Genomic DNA, 17,408 nt, shown 5'->3' on the forward strand with positions numbered 1-17,408 from the left:
GTGGTATACCGCGAAAAACCGCCGACTGCCGGTCAATGTTCTCGCGCCATAACAAAAATAAAAAATCTACCGGAAGAGGTGGCGGAGAGGCCCCGCCCAAACCATGGGCCTCCCTGAAACACGCTCTTCCAACAGCATCAGTTCATTAAATATCCAGATCCTGAACAGCCAGGGCATTGCGCTCGATGTATTCGCGGCGCGGTTCCACCCTGTCGCCCATAAGTTCCATAAAGGCGTCCGAGGCCTCGTTGGCGTCTTCCACAGAAACCTGCAGAAGAATACGGTTTTCAGGATTCATGGTCGTTACCCAGAGCTGTTCGGGGTTCATTTCACCAAGACCTTTGTAGCGCTGGATATTGATGCCCCTGCGGGCCTCATCCAGCACCATGCGCACAAGGTCGGCAAGGCTTTCAGCGGGCGCTAGGCCGTCTTTACGGCGGATGCTGAAGTCAAGACCGCCGCATTCTTCACGCAGATCGGCAAAAAGCTGCCAGGTTATGCGGTACAGACGCGAGGCGAAAAATTCCATGCCGCGCCGGGTCTGGTGCCCGCCGGTATTTTCAAATATGGCGAACAGGCGTTCTTCGTCGTCTTCGCTCTTCTCATGCTCAAGGGTCAGCATATAGCCGCGCTCGTTCAGCCAGTCCGTGAAGCCGGTATCCTGCCGTTCCAGCATGGCCGGTTCAATCTGCGCGGGGTAGGTGGCCATGGCCAGAAAGAGATCGCGCGGGATGCCGCTCATTTCAGCGTCGCCAAGGCGCGCCTCGATGCTCTCGATGCGCTCCACAAAGGCGGTGAGGTCGGTGCCCGTATATTCACGGCCATTGTTCGCCACAATGGTGACGTCTTCACTCACCCGGGAAAGCAGAAAGGCGTTGAGCTCCGTATCGTCCTTGATGAATTTTTCCATGCGCGAGTTGTGCGCGCGGTACAGCGGGGGCTGCGCGATGTAGACAAAACCGCGCTCCACCATTTCCTGATACTGACGGAAAAAGAAGGTCAGCAGCAGGGTGCGGATGTGCGCTCCGTCCACGTCGGCGTCTGTCATGATGATGATCTTGTGGTAGCGCAGCTTGTCGAGGTCGGTGTCTTCCTCGCCGATGCCGGCGCCCATGGCCGTGATAAGGGCTTTGACTTCCTTGTTGGCAAGCATTTTGTCAAAGCGGGTGCGCTCGGTGTTCAGAATCTTGCCGCGCAGCGGCAGGATGGCCTGATTTTTGGGATTTCTCCCCTGCTTGGCCGAACCGCCTGCCGAATCACCTTCCACGATAAAGAGTTCAGATTCCACCGGATCCTTACTCTGGCAGTCAGCCAGCTTGCCGGGCAGGGAGTTGTCTGAAAGCGCGCCCTTGCGGCGCACCAGTTCCTTGGCGCGGCGGGCGGCGTCGCGGGCGCGGGCGGCGTCCACGGCCTTGTCGATGATAAGGCGGATATCCTTGGGATTTTCTTCAAAATACACGCTGAGGCGGTCATAAATGACGCCAGCCACAAGCCCGGCCACTTCGCTGTTGCCGAGCTTTGTCTTGGTCTGCCCTTCAAACTGCGGCTGGGGCAGCTTGACGCTGATAACGGCCGTGAGCCCTTCACGAACGTCGTCACCGGACAAACTGGTGTTTTTCATCTTTTTGACCAGGTCCGCCTGCCCCTTGATATAGCCGTTAATGGCGCGGGTAAGAGCGGTGCGGAAGCCCACAAGGTGGGTGCCGCCTTCCTTGGTGCGGATGTTGTTGGCAAAGGTAAGGATATTTTCTTTATAGCCCGCATTGTACTGCAGGGCGAAATCAACGGTGACGTTGTCGACAAGGCCTTCACCGAAAATAATGGGATGAATGCCCTGCTCGCCGGAATTGAGGTCGGCCACAAACTGCCGGATGCCGCCTTCAGCGTGAAAAACGTGCGTTTCGCCAATGCGCTCGTCAATGCACTCGATGGTCAGGCCCTGGTTGAGATAGGCCAGCTCTTCAAAGCGCTTTTTGAGCGTATCGTAGGAATATTCAAAAACCTCAAAAATCTCCTCATCGGGCTTGAAGCGCACGGTGGTGCCGTGGCCGTCCACGCCTTCGCTGATGACTGTCAGTTCGTCCAGGGGAATACCGCGCGAATAATGCTGACGGTACCGTTTGCCGTCACGGCGCACGGTCACGGTGAGCTCTTCGGAAAGGGCGTTGACGCAGGACACGCCCACGCCGTGCAGGCCGCCGGATACCTTGTAGCTGGAGTTGTCAAACTTGCCGCCGGCATGCAGCTTTGTCATGACCACCTGAACCGCGGACACGCCTTCCTTGGGGTGGATGTCCACGGGAATGCCGCGCCCGTCGTCGCGCACAGTGACGCTGTTGTCAGCGTGCAGAATGACGGTAACGCGCGTGCAGTAGCCCGCCATGGCCTCGTCAATGGCGTTGTCCACCACTTCGTACACCAGGTGATGCAGGCCGCGCGCGTCTGTGGAACCAATATACATGGCCGGGCGCTTGCGCACGGCAGAGAGCCCTTCCAGAATGGTAATGGAAGAGGCGTTGTAGCCGCCGTTACCGGGGGTTTGGGGAGCCATTAAACGTCTTCCTCGCTATAGTAGGTCGTTTCAGAAACCTTCATGGGCATGATGATGACCGTATAATCCGGGTCGTCAGCGCCGCGCACGCCGCAGGGGCCTTCAGCCCCGGTGAGCATCATGTCTATCTTGGCGGAAACAAAGTGTCCGAGCACATCCATGAGGCTGCGCGTGGGAAAGGCAATACGCTTGATATCGCCGCCGTAGGCAACTTCAAGGTTTTCATTGGCCGAGCCCACGTCCTGCCCCTGAGCGGAAAGCAGGGCTTCGCTGGCGGAAAGGTCCATATAGGTGCAACGGTCGCTTTCGGTATTGAAGATAAGAATGCGGCCCAGAGCTTCCATGGCTTCCTTGCGCTCAAGGGTCATAGGATGCATGTCGCCGCTGGCCAGCTTGCTCATGAAGATGTTGTAGTCGGGGTACTGGTGCGCCGCACGCGGCAGGCTCAGGGTCTCGGCCTTGCCAAGGCTGCGCAGGTACAGGCGTTTTTCGGTAATGTTCAGTTCAATCTCGTCAACGCCCAGCCATTTTTTGATATCCTGAAGGTATTTCTTCTGAATGAGTATGCCCTCTTCGGGCAGCCTTTCGGCAAGTTCGTCATGGGTGAAGGACACAAGGGCGAACTGGTGGCCGTTAAGACCGCACACGTCAATGCGTCCGTTGCCCCTGGGCTTCATGCACAGGCAGGCTATGGCGTCCATAGCGTCGTCCTCGCTGATGCAGAACGTCACCTTGTCCAGCACATCCTGAAGAAAGTCGCCTGACCAGGTCACGGTGTTTTCTTCAGGAAAGGTGGAAAAATTCTGAAACCATTCAGCGCCGCTTACCGGCAGTTTGTAGGAGCGGCGACCCTGCTCAAGAAGCAGATTGCCCGACGCCTCGTCAAGGGAAAGATGCAGCAAGCCCGAAGGCAGCTGACGCACCAGATCCACAAAGGCTCTGCCCTGCACGCCTATGAGGCCAGGCTCCGCCACCTCTGCCTGATAGCAGCCCGTGAACTCGATGTTGGCGTCAGTGGACATGACCGAAAGCCCGTTTTCATCCGCCTTGAGCCAGATGGAGCGCAGATACTGCGCCCCTGCCTTGGCAGGAATAATGGCAACAGCCTTCAGCAGACCTTCGATGATCTGTTCTTTATTCACAGTTAGTTTCATAAATTCTTTCCTTAACTATTATTAGCGCTGTTTCTTTGTGCGTAATTTATAAAACATGTTGTAAAGATTGAATTTTTTATGGAACACTCCGGGCTGCTCTCAAGGAACGTCGGGAACAGCCGCGTGGGATGCCCAGCAGTAACAGGGGGTCAGGGTGTTTTTAATTCAAGTTCTGTCACTAACGCGCTGACCCTTTTGTCACTAACTAGAAGTTTGTTAATCTTTTTAATGGCATGGATGACAGTACTATGATCACGCCCGCCAAAAGCCCTGCCCAGTTCCGGGTAGGAAAGCCCCAGTTTTTTACGGCAGACGTACATGGCTATCTGCCGGGCAAGCACCAGATCAGGCCGACGTTTGCCGCCAAGAACGTCTTCAGTCTTGAGGCTGAGACTCTTGGCCACATCGGCCAGAATTTCGCGGCAGCCCGGCATTTTTTCAGCCACGCCCGTGCGCACGATATTTTCCAGGTCTGTCTGGGTCAGACTGTGCCCCTTAACCGCGCAGTAGGCGCCGACCTTGAGCATAAGCCCCTGTAAAAGACGGAACTGCGAACAGCGCTGCGCAAGAAAAAGCAGCTGTTCGCGGGTAAGGGGCAGGCGTCGCTCCCTGCAGATGAGTTGCAGATAGCGCAGCCGCACATCAAGGTCAGGTTCCATCAATTCCACCACAAGGCCGCTTTCAAGCCGGGAGCGCAGGCGTTCGTCTAGCGTCTTGAGCGTTTGCGGATGGCCGGAGCAGGCAAAAATCATGCGCGGGGCAGCTCTGCCCTTTCCCTCTTTGCGCGCTTGCGTATCGCACACAAAGGCGCTGCCCTGCTGACGGCCAAGGGAAACGACGTTTTCCTGTCTGCCGGGGCAGGCGTCCATACAGGCCACAAGGTTGCCCTGCCAGCCGCTTTGCCCGGACATGTCCTGTATGTCGTCCAGAATGAGGACGTCGTACCGCTGCCAAAAAAGTTCGGGCCTTTTGGCCCACACCGTGTCTTCAGAGCAAAAGCGGGCCGCATTGGCGCAGACCATGCGCGCCGCATCCGTGGTGCGCGCCAGCATGGCTGAAATGGCTTGCAGCAGATGACTTTTACCCGTGCCGCTGCGCCCGCAGACCAGAAAAGGATTATAGGCCGTGGAGTCGGTATTTACGGCAATTTCTCTGGCTGTGGCCAGGGGAAAGGTGTTCTTGTTGTTAAAAATGAACCCGGCAAACGGGTCTTCGCGGGCGGCCTCGCCATCGGGGCTGTCAGAGCCGCAATCCGCGTTCACGGGCATGGGGGCTTCCACATGCTGCGCGAGGGGGGCGGCGCGCTCATACACGATTTGCGGGGCCGGGCTTGCGCTCAGTTCTTCAAAGTGGTGGTTGAGGGCCTCTTCAAAGGCGGCGCGTTTGTGGCGGCTGAACCATGCCGCGAAATACATGTGCGGAAAAACCACCCGCAGAGTATTCTCTTCCTGGCGCAGTGTAAGGCTGTCCAGCCAGGAGGTTTCCCCCGCGATGGCCTGGTGTTCCGCCAGTATGTTCCGCAACTCGTTTTTCAGCATAGTTCTATGTTCAGTGCCCGCACAGGCCGTGCCCTGTGGATAAAGGCTTGGTCCGCAGGGTTGTTCCCGGCTCCGTTTTTTTCGGCTTCCGCCATACAGGAACAAGGGAAGTTCATAACACAAAAGATGAACGCAAACAAGAGGCGCGTCCTGGCCCGCATGGAGGGCAGCTTGTGGACAACTGTGGAAAACCGCACGCTTTTTGCCAGGCCTTGCGGCTACGACATATCCTGCTTGTGTCAGAAAGAAGCGGGCAGGGACGCTTTTATGACTGCCTGTCCTTTGGAACGCGCGCTGCTGGCATCCCGATGCTACGTCCATTCGGTGTGGACAATGGCCAATGCAGAGTAAGGCCGTGGTGAGCTGCGCGATTTCGTGGCAGAGGCTGCCGGTCAGCCCCCATTGCAACGTAAATCTCCTGAACTGGACAAGCCTTGTCCCCATGGGTATAAGCTCTGAATGGGGTTTACGATGAAAAGATTATGGTTGATTGGGGTCCTGCTGCTGGTGCTGCTGGGTTTTGTTCTGGCGCGCCATGCCGGGGTGCCCTCTTTTATATCCGGCAACGGCGCTGCGCCGCAACAGGAACAGACCACAAGTGCGGACAGCGGCACTGCCGGTGAAAACGCCCCCGCTCCGGATGCGGCCCGGCCTTCTTCGCCTGAAACAGACGCCGCATCCCACCCTGATTCCGCTTCTCAAGATTCTTCCTCTCCCGAAAAAGCAGATGCCGCTGACGCAGCCGGACAGACAGCCGAAGGCGCCGACGCCGGAGCGGCCAATGCCGACGCCGCCAGTGCCGCAGACGCAGACGCCGATGCGGCAGATGCCGGGGCCGCGCCCGGCGAGGCGGTGGTCAGGGGAACCTTTGAAAAAGGCGATACTGTCAGCAAGGTTCTTGAGAGCGCCGGGGGCCAGGGGGTGCAGCAGTATGTCAGCGCCGCCCGTCAGGTTTTTTCCATGCGTTCTTTCCGCGAAGGCCAGCCCTATGTTGTTGTGACCGACAAGGAATCCGGGCAGGTCAAACGCTTTGAATATGAGATAGACAGTCGCCGTCGCCTCGTGGTGGAAGGAAGGGAAAATCCCGCCGCGCGCGTGGAGCCCATTGAATATGTGGTTCTGCTGAACGCGGTTGAAGGCACCATCAACGACAACCTTTTTCAGGCAGTGGCCGATCTTGGCGAAAGCCCGCAGATGGCCCTCAAGCTGGCTGATCTTTTCGGCTCTGAAATCAACTTCATCCGCGATCTGCAATCGGGCGATTCTTTTTCCGTCCTTGTCGAAAAGCGCTATCGCGACAGCGAATACAAGGGTTATGGGCGTATTCTTGCCGCCCACTTCACCAACAAGGGCAAAACCTTCGAAGCCTACCTTTTTCGTGACGGCAATCAGCGGGCCGAATATTATAACCGCAAGGGCGAAAACCTGCGTAAAACCCTGCTGCAGGCTCCTCTTGCCTTCACGCGCATAAGCTCCCGCTTTACAAACAGCCGTTTGCACCCCATATTGAATTATACGCGGGCTCATCACGGCGTGGACTACGCCGCGCCCACAGGAACCCCCGTCAAGGCCGTCGGCGACGGTGTGGTAACACAGCGCGGCTGGGCCGGAGGCTATGGCAACCAGATCATTGTCAAACACTCTGCCAGCCTTGAGTCTATGTACGCCCACCTTTCGGGCTACGCGCGGGGATTGGCAAAGGGGCAGCGGGTGCGCCAGGGACAGGTTATAGGCTTCGTGGGCAGCACAGGGCTGGCCACCGGGCCGCATCTGGATTTCCGGCTTCGTCAGAACGGCAAGTTCATTGACCCCACCAAGGCCATCAACCCGCGTGGCGAGCCGGTTCCCAAAAGGGCCATGGCGGAATTTGAAAAGACGGTGGCCGTGGAGATGGCTTATCTCAAGGGAGAAAAAAATCTCTCGGAATACGAGGTGAACAGTGTGGTGCCGGACGCGCCCATTGCCGCACCCGAAAAGCCTGTGGAAAAAGAAAAGAGTAAACCCGCCAGGAAGAGTAGGCGCTGATGCCTCCTCCTCCGTTAGGAGGGCAGCCATGATGTACTTTGAACCCATGTCCGGACTGGCCGTGGTGGTGCAGAACACCCCGCCCGACACGACGGATGTCATTACCTACACGCCTTCTGTCATCAACGACAGCACGGCTGCGGCCGACCAGCTTTTGTCGGCAGAAAGCGCTCAGTCATTCATGCAGACGCAATTCAGGATGGCCGCCGAAAACATACTCGGCCTTGGAGTTGTTACCAGCGGTTGGGCCTGATATATTACAAAACAGACAAGGTTGATCAACCCGCCGCGATTCCGGCCTGAAAACAGGTTGGGGATTGCGGCGGGTTTTTTTATGAACGCAAAAAGAGTGAAGTATAATATTTCAATATTTTCAGTGAACTATAGAGTTTTTACCGCTGCCTGATTGCTGCCGGATATCTGACGGGCCGTCATGCGCTGGATTTGTGGCTGCCTTTGGCTGACAGGGATGAAAATAGTGTGAATAACTTACATAATAAATTGAAATAATTATTTATTATAGTTGAGGCGACGGGCGCACGTTCTGACTTGGCGTCCTGGACGCTCATCCAGGTCGCGCCTTCGCTCAAGACCAAAGCACCTTGAAATGCTGCACATTTCAAGGTGCCATTCTCATGAAAAAAGAGATTTGCGCTAGTTGTTAGCGGGTCTTTGCCGCTTACGAATAGCGACAGGCATCAGAAGACTGTCCGTTCAAGTAACTAATTGCGGTTTTTGCGGCAGGCGCTGCCCGCAGGGCTTGCCTGAACTGATGACGGAACCGTCTCACGGGGAGGACAGCATCGCTACGGATGGCGACAGCGAAGCCGTGTCGTTACGCATACTGTCTTCAAGCGTAGTTTACTGCGTCGCAACGCTTTAAGCCTGCGGCACACCGCTTGAAGCATCCGTAGCTTTCTTCTTCACAAAGGCTAAAGCTCAACGGAATATGCAGCATGGCGCGACGTGCTGCACCCGCGCGCAGCAGTAGCGCATTTGCCCTTTGAAAAAGAGTACATGCGCTAGTACTGCGTTCTAGTGCTCTGCTATTTCTTGTTCAGCAGCTTTGCGGCAAAGGCCGCCGCGCCAAAGCCGTTATCTATGTTGAGGGTGGCCACGCCGGGCACGCATGTGCTGAGCATGGTGGAAAGAGCGGCAAAGCCCCCTGCGCCGATGCCGTATCCCACTGATGTGGGCACAGCCAGAACCGGGCAGGAAACAAGGCCCGCCAGCACTCCCGGCAACGCGCCTTCCATACCGGCAACGGCAATGATGACCCGCGCCTTGCGCAGGGCTTCCACATGGATAGTCAGCCTGTCAAGACCAGCCACGCCCACGTCTGTGACCAGACCGCAGTTTTTATCCCAGAATGCGAGGCAGCTGTATGCCTCAAGGGCCACAGGGATATCCGCCGCTCCTGCCGTCACGATCATGACTTCGCCTTCTTGCGGCCAGGGGGGCTGCACGGCCCTGACAAATTTTTTGGAACCGCCAAGGGCGAAAAGCCGGGCATCGGGCCAGTAACTGCCCACGGAAAAGCGTTCTTCAAGCAGCGCGGCCTGGTTCGGATTCACGCGGCTGACCAGCACCGGGCCGTGATGCGACAGTCCTTCGACAGCCGCCAGCAGGGCCTCGTCGCTTTTTCCCTGTGCCAGAATCACTTCGGAGAGGCTGGTGCGCAGGGCGCGCTGCGGGTCAAGGGTAAGCCCGCGCAGGGTGTCCCGCACTGCCTGTGTGCCAAGAAGTTCCAGAGCGTTTTCCGGCTTGAGACTGCCTGTGGCCACCTGTTCCAGAATTTTAAGTAATTGGGGTTTGGACATGCCCCTTTATATACGGCAGGCTTTGCCTCTTGTCAGCAGTGTTGCACGGTCATTTTCCGCCAAGCGCGACGTCTCCGTTTTCATGCCGTGCGGCTTCGGCGTCGGGTAAGGGCAGATCCGCAAATTTACCTTACGCGCATGGCGGCGCAACTAGTTACGGTTTTACTGCCTTTTTGCATCCGTTGGTTGCATTGTATCGCCCGACACGGTAAGAAAAATTCATGTTGATGCGCCGTTTACTATTTCTTACCCCCGCACAAGCCGTAACAACGGTCTTTCCTTCATTGCGCGACGCCGGATATGAACTTGGTATTGCTGAAAATCTCAAGGGAGCTTCAGTCTTTATCCGCAAATCCGGCCCCGGCATTATTTTTGCGCGTCCCTCCCTGCCCGGCTTCAGGGTTGAAGATCTTCTGGCCGTGGGTGCTGAAGACCCCAATTTTCCTCCTGTCATCGTCATTACGGACAAGGGCACGGCTGAGGAAGCCGAACGCCTCATGAGTCTCGGAGCCAGGGATTACTGGCTTGAGCCTCTTGATGTGGAGCGCATTGTGGCCGTGGCCCGGTCCCTAGGCAACGGGGCGACGATTCGTAAGGCGGCTCCGCCCTCCTCCACCCTTGGCGGCCGCAAACCCCATTACGTGGGCACCGGGGGGCCACGCATCGTGGGCAGACACCCGGCCATGACCAGGGTTCTGCAACTGGCGCGTCAGGTGGCTGGTTCGCGCGCCACGGTGCTTATTACCGGCGAATCGGGCACAGGCAAGGAAATGTTCGCCCGGTATCTGCATGCCATGAGCAAACGCGCCGACAAGGCCTTTGTGGCCGTCAACTGCGCCGCTCTGCCAGAGCATTTGCTTGAGAGCGAACTTTTCGGGCATGAAAAGGGCGCCTTCACAGGGGCCATTGCGCGCAAGCCCGGCAAATTTGAATTGGCCGACGGCGGTACCCTGCTGCTGGACGAAATTTCTGAAATGGACATGGCCCTGCAGGCCAAGCTCTTGCGCGTGCTTCAGGAGGGCGAGATCGACCGCGTCGGCGGCACGGAAACCCTCAAGGTGGACGTGCGCGTGCTCGCCACCACAAACCGCGACCTGGAAGACTGGGTCAAGCAGGGCAAATTCCGTCAGGACCTGTATTTCAGGCTGAACGTCATTCCCCTGCGCCTGCCTTCATTGCGGGAACGCAGCGAGGATGTGCTGGAACTGGCCCACTTTTTTATGGACATGTACGTGCGCGAGTATGAGTTGCAGCAGACGGGCCTGTCCCAGAGCGCCATTGACTGGCTGCGCGACTATGACTTTCCCGGCAATGTGCGCGAACTGCAAAACCTGATGGAGCGCGCGGTGCTTCTGGCCAATGGCCGCCCGGTGGAACCGCGCCATTTTCTGCTCGAAAATGACGACTGGCCGCTGTTTGAAGAAGACGAAGCGGAATTTGCCCCTGACGCAAGCAACTGCGACGACGGCACAGACGCCGCGTTGGCGGGTCTGGACAGCGCGTACGCGGTAAATGGTCAGGCAGCCCCGTCCGAGGGCTCCAGCGGCGTTCAGGACGCTCTCAGGAGCCTGAACCAAAGTTCGGGCGACAGCGCCATGGCGTCAGGCGGCGCGGTCATCCCCCTGCACGAGATGGAGCGCATCATGATTCTCAAGGGGCTGGAGGCCACATCGGGCAACAGAACGCAGGCCGCAGACCTTTTGGGCATTTCAGTGCGCACCTTGCGCAACAAGCTCAACGAGTACCGCGCAGCGGGGCATCCCATCGACTGATTTGGGATGGCGGAACTTGCACGGCGATTTTGCAGGCTTTTTGAAGCTCTTTTATTGCATAAAAATTGCGTGCGCCGACCTTACTGGCCGCGTCAGCGGTTGGGCGCTATGCGAGATCGTGAAGTACTGCGCCTGCAATTTTCCGGGTTGGACAGCGATAGAGCCATTTTAACTTTGAAAAAATGTAAATGCTCTGGCGCAGCGCAAAAGTGCAGCGCGCTACAATGTGGCGTGGATTTTGCCGAAAATCGCATTTTTCGGCAGAATGACAACTTTGAAATGTGAAGCATTTCGAAGTTGATCTGGTCTGGGCGGAAAATCTCTCAGTCAGGCGTGACCCCCAATTTTACATTCGCAGCGGCCCATGCAGGGCTGCTGAAAAGTTTGTGGCCTCCAGGTGCTTGGTATTCCAACACCCGGAGGCCACGGTCGTAAAAGAAGCCTGTTTAGCTATACGCTATTTGATAACCTTGAATACAGCATTGCAGTCTTCCTGACCATATCCTGCCGCGCTGGCCTCTTTGTAAACAGCCAGGGCCGATTCTATACCCGTGAGGTCAAGACCCCAGGCCCGCGCCATTTCGCAGCCAAGACGCACGTCTTTAAGAGCCAGATCAAGACCAAAACGGTTTGCGAAGTCGCCCTGAGCGATCCAGGGGCCGCGCACGTCCATCTGGAAGCTGCGCGCGCCGGTGTCGCTGAGCAGGGTAAGCAGCTGCCCCAGGTCCATGCCGGATTTTTCGCCCAGGCGAAGACCTTCGGCCAGGATCACAAGGTTGCTCATGCCAATCATGTTGCTGATAAGTTTAACGGCGCAGGCCGCATCGGCAGTGCCAACATAGTTGGGAATGCCGATGATTTTGAACACGTCTTCCAGCTTCTTTATGGCTTCCTGATTGCCGCCAATGAACATGGGTTCTTCGCCCTTTTCGCATTGAGCGGGTGTTTTGCCCAGGGTGCACTGGATGTAGGCCACGCCGGACTGCGCGCCTTCTTCAGCCAGGATAGCGGCTGTTGTGGGGTCAATGGTGGAAAGCTCCACATGAATGGCCCCTTTTTTCATGATCTTGTATAGTCCCTTGTTGCCGCGCATGATGCCCATGACATGCTGCGGCAGCGGGAGAGACGTGAACAGCACATCGCAGGAAGCCAAGTCTTCAAGGGCTGCAGCGGCCTTGCCCGTGGACCCGACTGCCAGGGTACGTTCCACGGCATCTTTGGAAAGGTCATATACCAAAACGGACTTGCCGCCACGAATAAGATTGCGGCACACAGGGCCACCCATGAGGCCCACGCCGATGAATCCAAACTGCATATGAAACTCCTTTGGAAGTATGGACAGGATAATGACTACGGATGGCTGCGCGCGCAGTTCATCCTGAGACAGAATCAATCAATTACGCGCCAATGCCACCCATGAGAACATAACGGGTTTCCATAAAGTCCAGCAGGCCTTCGCGGCCGCCTTCGCGCCCGGTTCCGCTTTCCTTCACCCCGCCAAAGGGCGCTTCCGCCAGAGCCAGAGCGGCATCGTTCACGCCGCAGAGGCCGTATTCCAAAGCTTCGGGTATACGCCAGGCACGACTCAGATTCTGGGTAAATACATAAGAGGCCAAACCAAAAGGCGTATCGTTGGCCAGCTCAACGGCCTCTGCTTCTGATGCAAAGGTCATGATGGGAGCGATGGGGCCAAAGATTTCTTCGTGGAAAATACGCATTTCCCGTGTCATGCCAGTGAGCACGGTGGGCTCAAAGAAGTTGCCGCCCAAAGCATGGCGTTTGCCGCCCAGCAGGATTTTCGCGCCCTTGCTCACGGCGTCCGCCAGCAGTGCTTCGCAGTGCTCCACAGCGCTCTGGTTGATCAGGGGGCCGACCTCTACGTTGTCTTCAAAGCCATCGCCCACCCTGAGGGTTTTGAACCGTTCCACAAGCCCAGTCACAAAATCCTGTGCGATGCCTTCCTGCACGAGGATACGGTTGGTGCTGATGCAGGTCTGGCCTGCATTACGGATTTTGCTGCCGTAAGCGCAGTTGAGGGTAAGGGCCAGGTCGGCATCGTCAAAAACCACAAAGGGAGCGTTGCCGCCCAGTTCCATCGAAACGCGCTTCATGGTCTGCGCGGTCTGAGCGGTCAATTTTTTGCCCACTTCAGTGGAGCCGGTAAAGGTAACCTTGCGCACCTTCACGTTGGAGGCCATTTCTCCAGCCATGACGCTGGCAGAACCGGTGAGCACGTTGAACACGCCTGCGGGGAAACCAGCCCTGTGCGCCAGTTCCGCCAGAGCCAGAGCCGAGTATGGCGTGGCCGAAGCGGGCTTTACAAGAACGGGGCAGCCGGCGGCCAGCGCCGGGGCGGTCTTGCGGGTAATCATGGACATGGGGAAGTTCCAGGGCGTAATGGCGAAAACCACGCCCACAGGCTGGTGATGCGTGATGGGGCGTATGCCTTTGCGCGGCGCGGGGATCACATCACCATAGGTACGGCGGCATTCTTCGGCGTACCAGGGGATGTAGGACGAACCCAGAGCGATTTCACCCAGAGATTCCGCCACAGGCTTGCCCTGCTCATAGGAAAGAATACGGGCCAGATCCTGTTTGTTTTCCTGGATGAGGTCGTTCCATTTTATCAGGTAAGCCCCGCGTTCCTTGGGCGTGAGCGCGCGCCATCCTGCCCAGGCGGCTTCGGCGGCGTCAATGGCGCGCCGGGTTTCCGCAGCGCCGAACTTCGGCACAGAGCCGATGATTTCACCCTTGGACGGATTGTCTACCTTGATGACGGACTTGTCGTCCGCATCAATCCATTGGCCGTTCACATAGCATTGTTCCCGAAACAAGGAAGGATCATTAAGCGTCAACATTAAAGCTCTCCTGATTTTGTCGCATGGGAGTTATTTCCCGATGCATAGTGGGTAACGACTTGTTAGAGAAGGCGACACCTAAAATATAACCTGTTTTAAATTTTGCAGACGCCAGATTCAGCGTCATGTCGTGTTCATCGTAGATTTATCCATTGCATCTGCTGCAGATGAACCTGCTAATGCAGTTTAAAGTTAACACGATCAGTTTCTACGGCTTTTTCATGAAAGGCGTCTTTGCGTCTTATAGAAAAAAATGGAGTGGCATGGGTCAGCACGGCCAATCATCACAGGTGTTTTCAAATGAAACCCTATATGTTTGGCACTTCCGTAGTGGTAGTGCCAAACACCGTGGCAGGGTCGCCCGCAAGGAGCGCTGTGATAAAGGGTGCCCGAACCGTTTTTAGACGCCTGCATCATGATCTGCATCCGTGTCACCTACAGGAGGTCTGATCTGTTATGCGTGCGCCATACGCACGCATAGCCGCACTACCACCATTTGATGCTCTCTGTGACGTAATCCCGCAAAGCCACAAACTTGGGGTCATCGAACTGCCGGGGATGCGGCAGATCGACAATGACTTCTTCCTTGATGGTCGAAGGCTTTGGAGAAAGTATGAGTATCCTTTCTGCCAGATACACGGCTTCTTCAATATTATGCGTAATAAAGGCCACCGTGCTGCCAAGCTCTTTCCAGATGCGCATGAGCTCGTCTTCAAGGTAGTAGCGCAGCTTCACGTCCAGTTGCCCGTAGGGTTCATCCATGAGCAACAGGTCGGGGTTGATGGCGAAATTTCTAGCAATAACTACGCGTTGCTCCATACTGGCGGAAAGCTGCTGCGGATAGTAGGTGCGGTACTTGGTAAGGCCCACGATATCCAGCATGCGCTCAACGCGCTTTTCAATCTCATCTTCCGGCAGGCGTTTGATGCGCAATCCGAAACGGATATTGTCTTCCACTGTGAGCCAGGGAATGGCTGAAACCTCCTGAAACACAAAGGCGATATTGTGAACATGCGGGTCGGCGGGTATGCCGTCCACGTCGATGGTTCCTTCTGTTATGGGGATGAAACGTGACAGGCAGTTGAGAAACGTGGTTTTGCCACAGCCTGTTGGTCCCACAATACAGAGGAGTTCACCCTTGTAGATGTCGAAGTTGATGTTATCGAGAACCAGCAGGTCTCCGTATTTTTTTGTCAGGTTTTTCACCGAGACCTTGACTTCTCGTTTTGCTGCGTACGCTGATTTTCTATCGGCGGTCATATCTAACTCCTAGAGGACAAGGTCGGTGTCTTCGGAAATCTGCTTGCGCAGGGTCAAAAAGTCCGGATGCGTATAAGCCCTGGGCACGGGGATGGTGATGTTGTGTTCAGTCTTGATCCTGCCTGGCAGGGCAGACATGATGACCACGCGGTCCCCCAGATAAATGGCTTCTTCAATATTGTTCGTCACAAAGCAGACCGTGCGTTTTTCCTTTTCCCATATGAGACGCAGTTCTTTTTCCATGGCGTACCGCGTCTGCGCATCCAGAGCCCCGAAGGGTTCGTCCATGAGCAGGATGTCCGGGTCGCTGGCATAGGCGCGGGCAATGCCGACGCGTTGCTTCATGCCGCCGGAAAGCTCTGCCGGATAGGATTTTTCAAAGCCCTGCAGACCCACAAGGTCGATATAGTGGCGGGCCACTTCCATACGCTGCTTTAGTGGCACTCCGCGTATGGTCAGGCCAAAGGCCACGTTTTGCAGCACGGTTTTCCAGGGGAAAAGCGCGTAGCGCTGGAACACCATGCCCCTGTCCGGCCCCGGGCCGGTAATGGGTTTGTTGTTGATAAGAATGGACCCCTGCGTCGGTTCTATGAGCCCGGCAATACAATTGAGAAGAACTGTTTTGCCGCTCTGACCCGGGCCAAGGATGACCAAAAATTCGTTCTTGTACACTTCAAGAGAAACGGCGTTCAGCACATGAAGCAATTTTTTCTGTCCAGGCACATGAAAGGTTTTGGAGATACCTTTACATGCGATTTTAACTTCTCTGTCCTCACTCATACCATTTCACTCCTCCAGGGACAGAGCGCCCGCTCGGCCCCGCGCAATAAGGCGGCAAGCATCGATCCCACAATGCCGATAAGGATCATTCCCACGAGAATCATTGAGGATTTGTTCAGATCCATCCCTTGGATGATAATAAAGCCAACGCCTTCGCGCGCTCCGACCATTTCAGCCGCGAGAACGCACATCCAGGCCATGGAAAGCGCGTTTTGCACTCCGGCAAAAATGGAGGGCAGGCAGGCGGGAACTGCAACATTGAAGAATTGCTGCCGGGGGTTGGCCCCAAAAGACTTGGCGGCATCAATGAGAAGCGGATCAACATAGCGCATGCCGGTGTAGGAATTGAGCACCATGATAACGAACGCGCCCACAAAGCAGATGAATATCTTTGAGCCTTCGGCCACGCCCAGCCAGAGAATGGCAATGGGTATCCATGCGATGGGCGGAATGGGACGGAGCAGTTCGAAAATGGGCGAAACGATTTTGTCGCACACGCGGTTCCAGCCCATCAGCAGACCCAGGGGCAAGCCCAGAGCCACGGCCAGGATAAAAGCGATCATAACGCGGCGGAGGCTGTAGCCCACATGACCGAGCAGCGATGTGCCGCCAATAGGCGTTTGTGAAAGGCGCACAAGCTCATCCCACACCATCAGGGGAGAGGGCAGAAATTCTTCGCTTACATTGAGAGAGGCCACCTGCCACAGCAGCAAAAAGGCCGCAAAAGAACCAATAGGCGCAAGCCATTTGGAATTTTTTTTCATAAATGCCTTCATGACAGCCTCCGTGACGAGGCGAAGCGGGCCTCGACCTGAGTGAGAACCCAGGACATAAGAGCGCCAAGAAAGCCGATGGCAAGCATGCCTACGATAATGATGTCAGGCCTGGCCAGGCGACGCCCCTGCTGGATCATGAATCCCAGACCTTCAGAGGCGGCCAGCAGTTCGGCAGCCACCAGGGTTGTCCAGGCCGCGTTCAACGAGAGCTTCATTCCTGTGAAAACCATCGGAATGGCTGAAGGAACCCCGATCTTGCGGAAAGTTTCAAAATTGGACGCGCCGTAGATTTCCGCCACGCGGATAAGCACGGGGTTGGTTAACCTGATGCCCGTGTATGAATTGATCACGCACGGTACAAAGGCTGCCAGAAAGATGATGAACGCCTTGGCAACCATGCCGATGCCCAGCCAGAGAATGGCGATGGGTATCCAGGCAATGGGAGGGATGGGACGGATGGCATCGAAAAGAGGGCGAACCAGCAGGTTGACCTTGGGATACCAGCCCATGAAGAGTCCAAGGGGTACGCCAATCACTACAGCGGCCACAAATCCCGTAAGAGCCAAAGCGAGGCTGGCCAGGGCATGACGCTGTAACAGGGCGCCGTCAGGATTGACGTCACTCAGTTTTTCAAAAAAACCAACAATGACTTCAGAAGGCGGAACAAGCTGGTATGGTCCGATGACTTCGAAATAACAGACCAGTTCCCATGCCAGCAGGAACATGAGAAAGCTGACGAAAGAAATCCAGTTTTCTTTGGCTGCAGTGGCAAAATAATTGGCCTTTTCTATTTCAAGGCTCAAGGTAGCGTTGCCTTGCTCTTTGTTGAGGGGAGGTTGCATCTTTACTCCTTTTCCCCGGAGGTCGCCCCTGT

At 56.2% G+C, this 17,408-nt stretch carries 13 protein-coding genes; 3 read left to right on the plus strand and 10 right to left on the minus strand.

Annotation, left to right across the window (positions count from 1 at the left end):
* Positions 1 to 145 precede the first annotated feature (145 nt).
* From gyrB to BCS36_RS11465, 3 genes are all read right to left on the minus strand, one after another.
* A complete protein-coding gene (gene gyrB / locus BCS36_RS11455) occupies positions 146 to 2,551 on the minus strand; it encodes a DNA topoisomerase (ATP-hydrolyzing) subunit B (RefSeq protein WP_291303023.1) in 2,406 nt (801 codons plus the stop codon).
* The gene (dnaN, locus tag BCS36_RS11460; protein WP_291303024.1) at positions 2,551 to 3,705 is read right to left on the minus strand and encodes a DNA polymerase III subunit beta; all 1,155 of its coding nucleotides are present in this window, start codon (positions 3,703 to 3,705) and stop codon (positions 2,551 to 2,553) included. Before dnaN ends, gyrB begins: the two co-directional genes overlap by 1 nt.
* 149 nt (positions 3,706 to 3,854) lie before the next feature.
* Positions 3,855 to 5,243, minus strand: a complete 1,389-nt coding sequence (locus tag BCS36_RS11465; protein ID WP_291303025.1) for a DnaA/Hda family protein — start codon at positions 5,241 to 5,243, stop codon at positions 3,855 to 3,857.
* A 471-nt stretch (positions 5,244 to 5,714) separates the two neighbouring features.
* On the opposite strand from BCS36_RS11465, the gene BCS36_RS11470 reads away from it, so the two are divergent.
* Both BCS36_RS11470 and BCS36_RS11475 read left to right on the plus strand, forming a co-directional pair.
* Positions 5,715 to 7,268 carry a M23 family metallopeptidase gene (locus tag BCS36_RS11470; protein WP_291303026.1) on the plus strand — a complete coding sequence of 518 codons (1,554 nt, stop codon included), beginning with the start codon at positions 5,715 to 5,717 and terminating at the stop codon, positions 7,266 to 7,268.
* A 28-nt stretch (positions 7,269 to 7,296) separates the two neighbouring features.
* Positions 7,297 to 7,521: a hypothetical protein gene (locus BCS36_RS11475; protein ID WP_291303027.1), complete on the plus strand. Its 225-nt coding sequence runs from the start codon at positions 7,297 to 7,299 to the stop codon at positions 7,519 to 7,521.
* A 793-nt stretch (positions 7,522 to 8,314) separates the two neighbouring features.
* Here the strand turns inward: BCS36_RS11475 and larB are convergent.
* Positions 8,315 to 9,088, minus strand: coding sequence for a nickel pincer cofactor biosynthesis protein LarB (gene larB, locus BCS36_RS11480; protein ID WP_291303028.1), 774 nt, complete (start codon positions 9,086 to 9,088; stop codon positions 8,315 to 8,317).
* Between the two features lie 221 nt (positions 9,089 to 9,309).
* Here larB and BCS36_RS11485 point away from each other — a divergent pair, with 221 nt between their 5' ends.
* Entirely contained in the window at positions 9,310 to 10,860 is a 1,551-nt protein-coding gene (locus tag BCS36_RS11485) for a sigma-54 dependent transcriptional regulator (protein ID WP_291303029.1), read from the plus strand.
* Between the two features lie 457 nt (positions 10,861 to 11,317).
* Here the strand turns inward: BCS36_RS11485 and BCS36_RS11490 are convergent, their stop codons facing one another.
* From BCS36_RS11490 to BCS36_RS11515, 6 genes are all read right to left on the minus strand, one after another.
* Complete coding sequence (locus BCS36_RS11490) at positions 11,318 to 12,175, minus strand: NAD(P)-dependent oxidoreductase (RefSeq protein WP_291303030.1); 858 nt, start codon at positions 12,173 to 12,175, stop codon at positions 11,318 to 11,320.
* An 82-nt stretch (positions 12,176 to 12,257) separates the two neighbouring features.
* Positions 12,258 to 13,718 carry an NAD-dependent succinate-semialdehyde dehydrogenase gene (locus BCS36_RS11495; RefSeq protein WP_291303031.1) on the minus strand — a complete coding sequence of 487 codons (1,461 nt, stop codon included), beginning with the start codon at positions 13,716 to 13,718 and terminating at the stop codon, positions 12,258 to 12,260.
* A 486-nt stretch (positions 13,719 to 14,204) separates the two neighbouring features.
* The gene (locus BCS36_RS11500) at positions 14,205 to 14,978 is read right to left on the minus strand and encodes an ABC transporter ATP-binding protein (RefSeq protein ID WP_291303032.1); all 774 of its coding nucleotides are present in this window, start codon (positions 14,976 to 14,978) and stop codon (positions 14,205 to 14,207) included.
* Positions 14,979 to 14,987: 9 nt separating this feature from the next.
* The gene (locus BCS36_RS11505) at positions 14,988 to 15,758 is read right to left on the minus strand and encodes an ABC transporter ATP-binding protein (protein WP_291303033.1); all 771 of its coding nucleotides are present in this window, start codon (positions 15,756 to 15,758) and stop codon (positions 14,988 to 14,990) included.
* Complete coding sequence (locus BCS36_RS11510) at positions 15,755 to 16,534, minus strand: ABC transporter permease (RefSeq protein WP_291303034.1); 780 nt, start codon at positions 16,532 to 16,534, stop codon at positions 15,755 to 15,757. Before BCS36_RS11510 ends, BCS36_RS11505 begins: the two co-directional genes overlap by 4 nt.
* A complete protein-coding gene (locus BCS36_RS11515; RefSeq protein WP_291303035.1) occupies positions 16,531 to 17,376 on the minus strand; it encodes an ABC transporter permease in 846 nt (281 codons plus the stop codon). The genes BCS36_RS11510 and BCS36_RS11515 overlap by 4 nt, the downstream gene beginning before the upstream one ends.
* Positions 17,377 to 17,408: the final 32 nt, after the last annotated feature.

The organism is Desulfovibrio sp. MES5, from assembly GCF_002237645.1.
Classification (GTDB): Bacteria; Desulfobacterota; Desulfovibrionia; order Desulfovibrionales; family Desulfovibrionaceae; genus Desulfovibrio.

Excerpts from the sequence above, each read along its gene's own strand:
- BCS36_RS11515 (WP_291303035.1), bottom strand. The coding sequence starts at position 17,376 with ATGCAACCTCCCCTCAACAAAGAGCAAGGCAACGCTACCTTGAGCCTT.
- BCS36_RS11475 (WP_291303027.1), top strand. The coding sequence starts at position 7,297 with ATGATGTACTTTGAACCCATGTCCGGACTGGCCGTGGTGGTGCAGAAC.
- BCS36_RS11485 (WP_291303029.1), top strand. The coding sequence starts at position 9,310 with ATGTTGATGCGCCGTTTACTATTTCTTACCCCCGCACAAGCCGTAACA.
- BCS36_RS11465 (WP_291303025.1), bottom strand. The coding sequence starts at position 5,243 with ATGCTGAAAAACGAGTTGCGGAACATACTGGCGGAACACCAGGCCATC.
- BCS36_RS11495 (WP_291303031.1), bottom strand. The coding sequence starts at position 13,718 with ATGTTGACGCTTAATGATCCTTCCTTGTTTCGGGAACAATGCTATGTG.
- larB (WP_291303028.1), bottom strand. The coding sequence starts at position 9,088 with ATGTCCAAACCCCAATTACTTAAAATTCTGGAACAGGTGGCCACAGGC.
- dnaN (WP_291303024.1), bottom strand. The coding sequence starts at position 3,705 with ATGAAACTAACTGTGAATAAAGAACAGATCATCGAAGGTCTGCTGAAG.
- BCS36_RS11490 (WP_291303030.1), bottom strand. The coding sequence starts at position 12,175 with ATGCAGTTTGGATTCATCGGCGTGGGCCTCATGGGTGGCCCTGTGTGC.
- BCS36_RS11470 (WP_291303026.1), top strand. The coding sequence starts at position 5,715 with ATGAAAAGATTATGGTTGATTGGGGTCCTGCTGCTGGTGCTGCTGGGT.
- BCS36_RS11500 (WP_291303032.1), bottom strand. The coding sequence starts at position 14,978 with ATGACCGCCGATAGAAAATCAGCGTACGCAGCAAAACGAGAAGTCAAG.
- BCS36_RS11505 (WP_291303033.1), bottom strand. The coding sequence starts at position 15,758 with ATGAGTGAGGACAGAGAAGTTAAAATCGCATGTAAAGGTATCTCCAAA.
- BCS36_RS11510 (WP_291303034.1), bottom strand. The coding sequence starts at position 16,534 with ATGAAGGCATTTATGAAAAAAAATTCCAAATGGCTTGCGCCTATTGGT.
- gyrB (WP_291303023.1), bottom strand. The coding sequence starts at position 2,551 with ATGGCTCCCCAAACCCCCGGTAACGGCGGCTACAACGCCTCTTCCATT.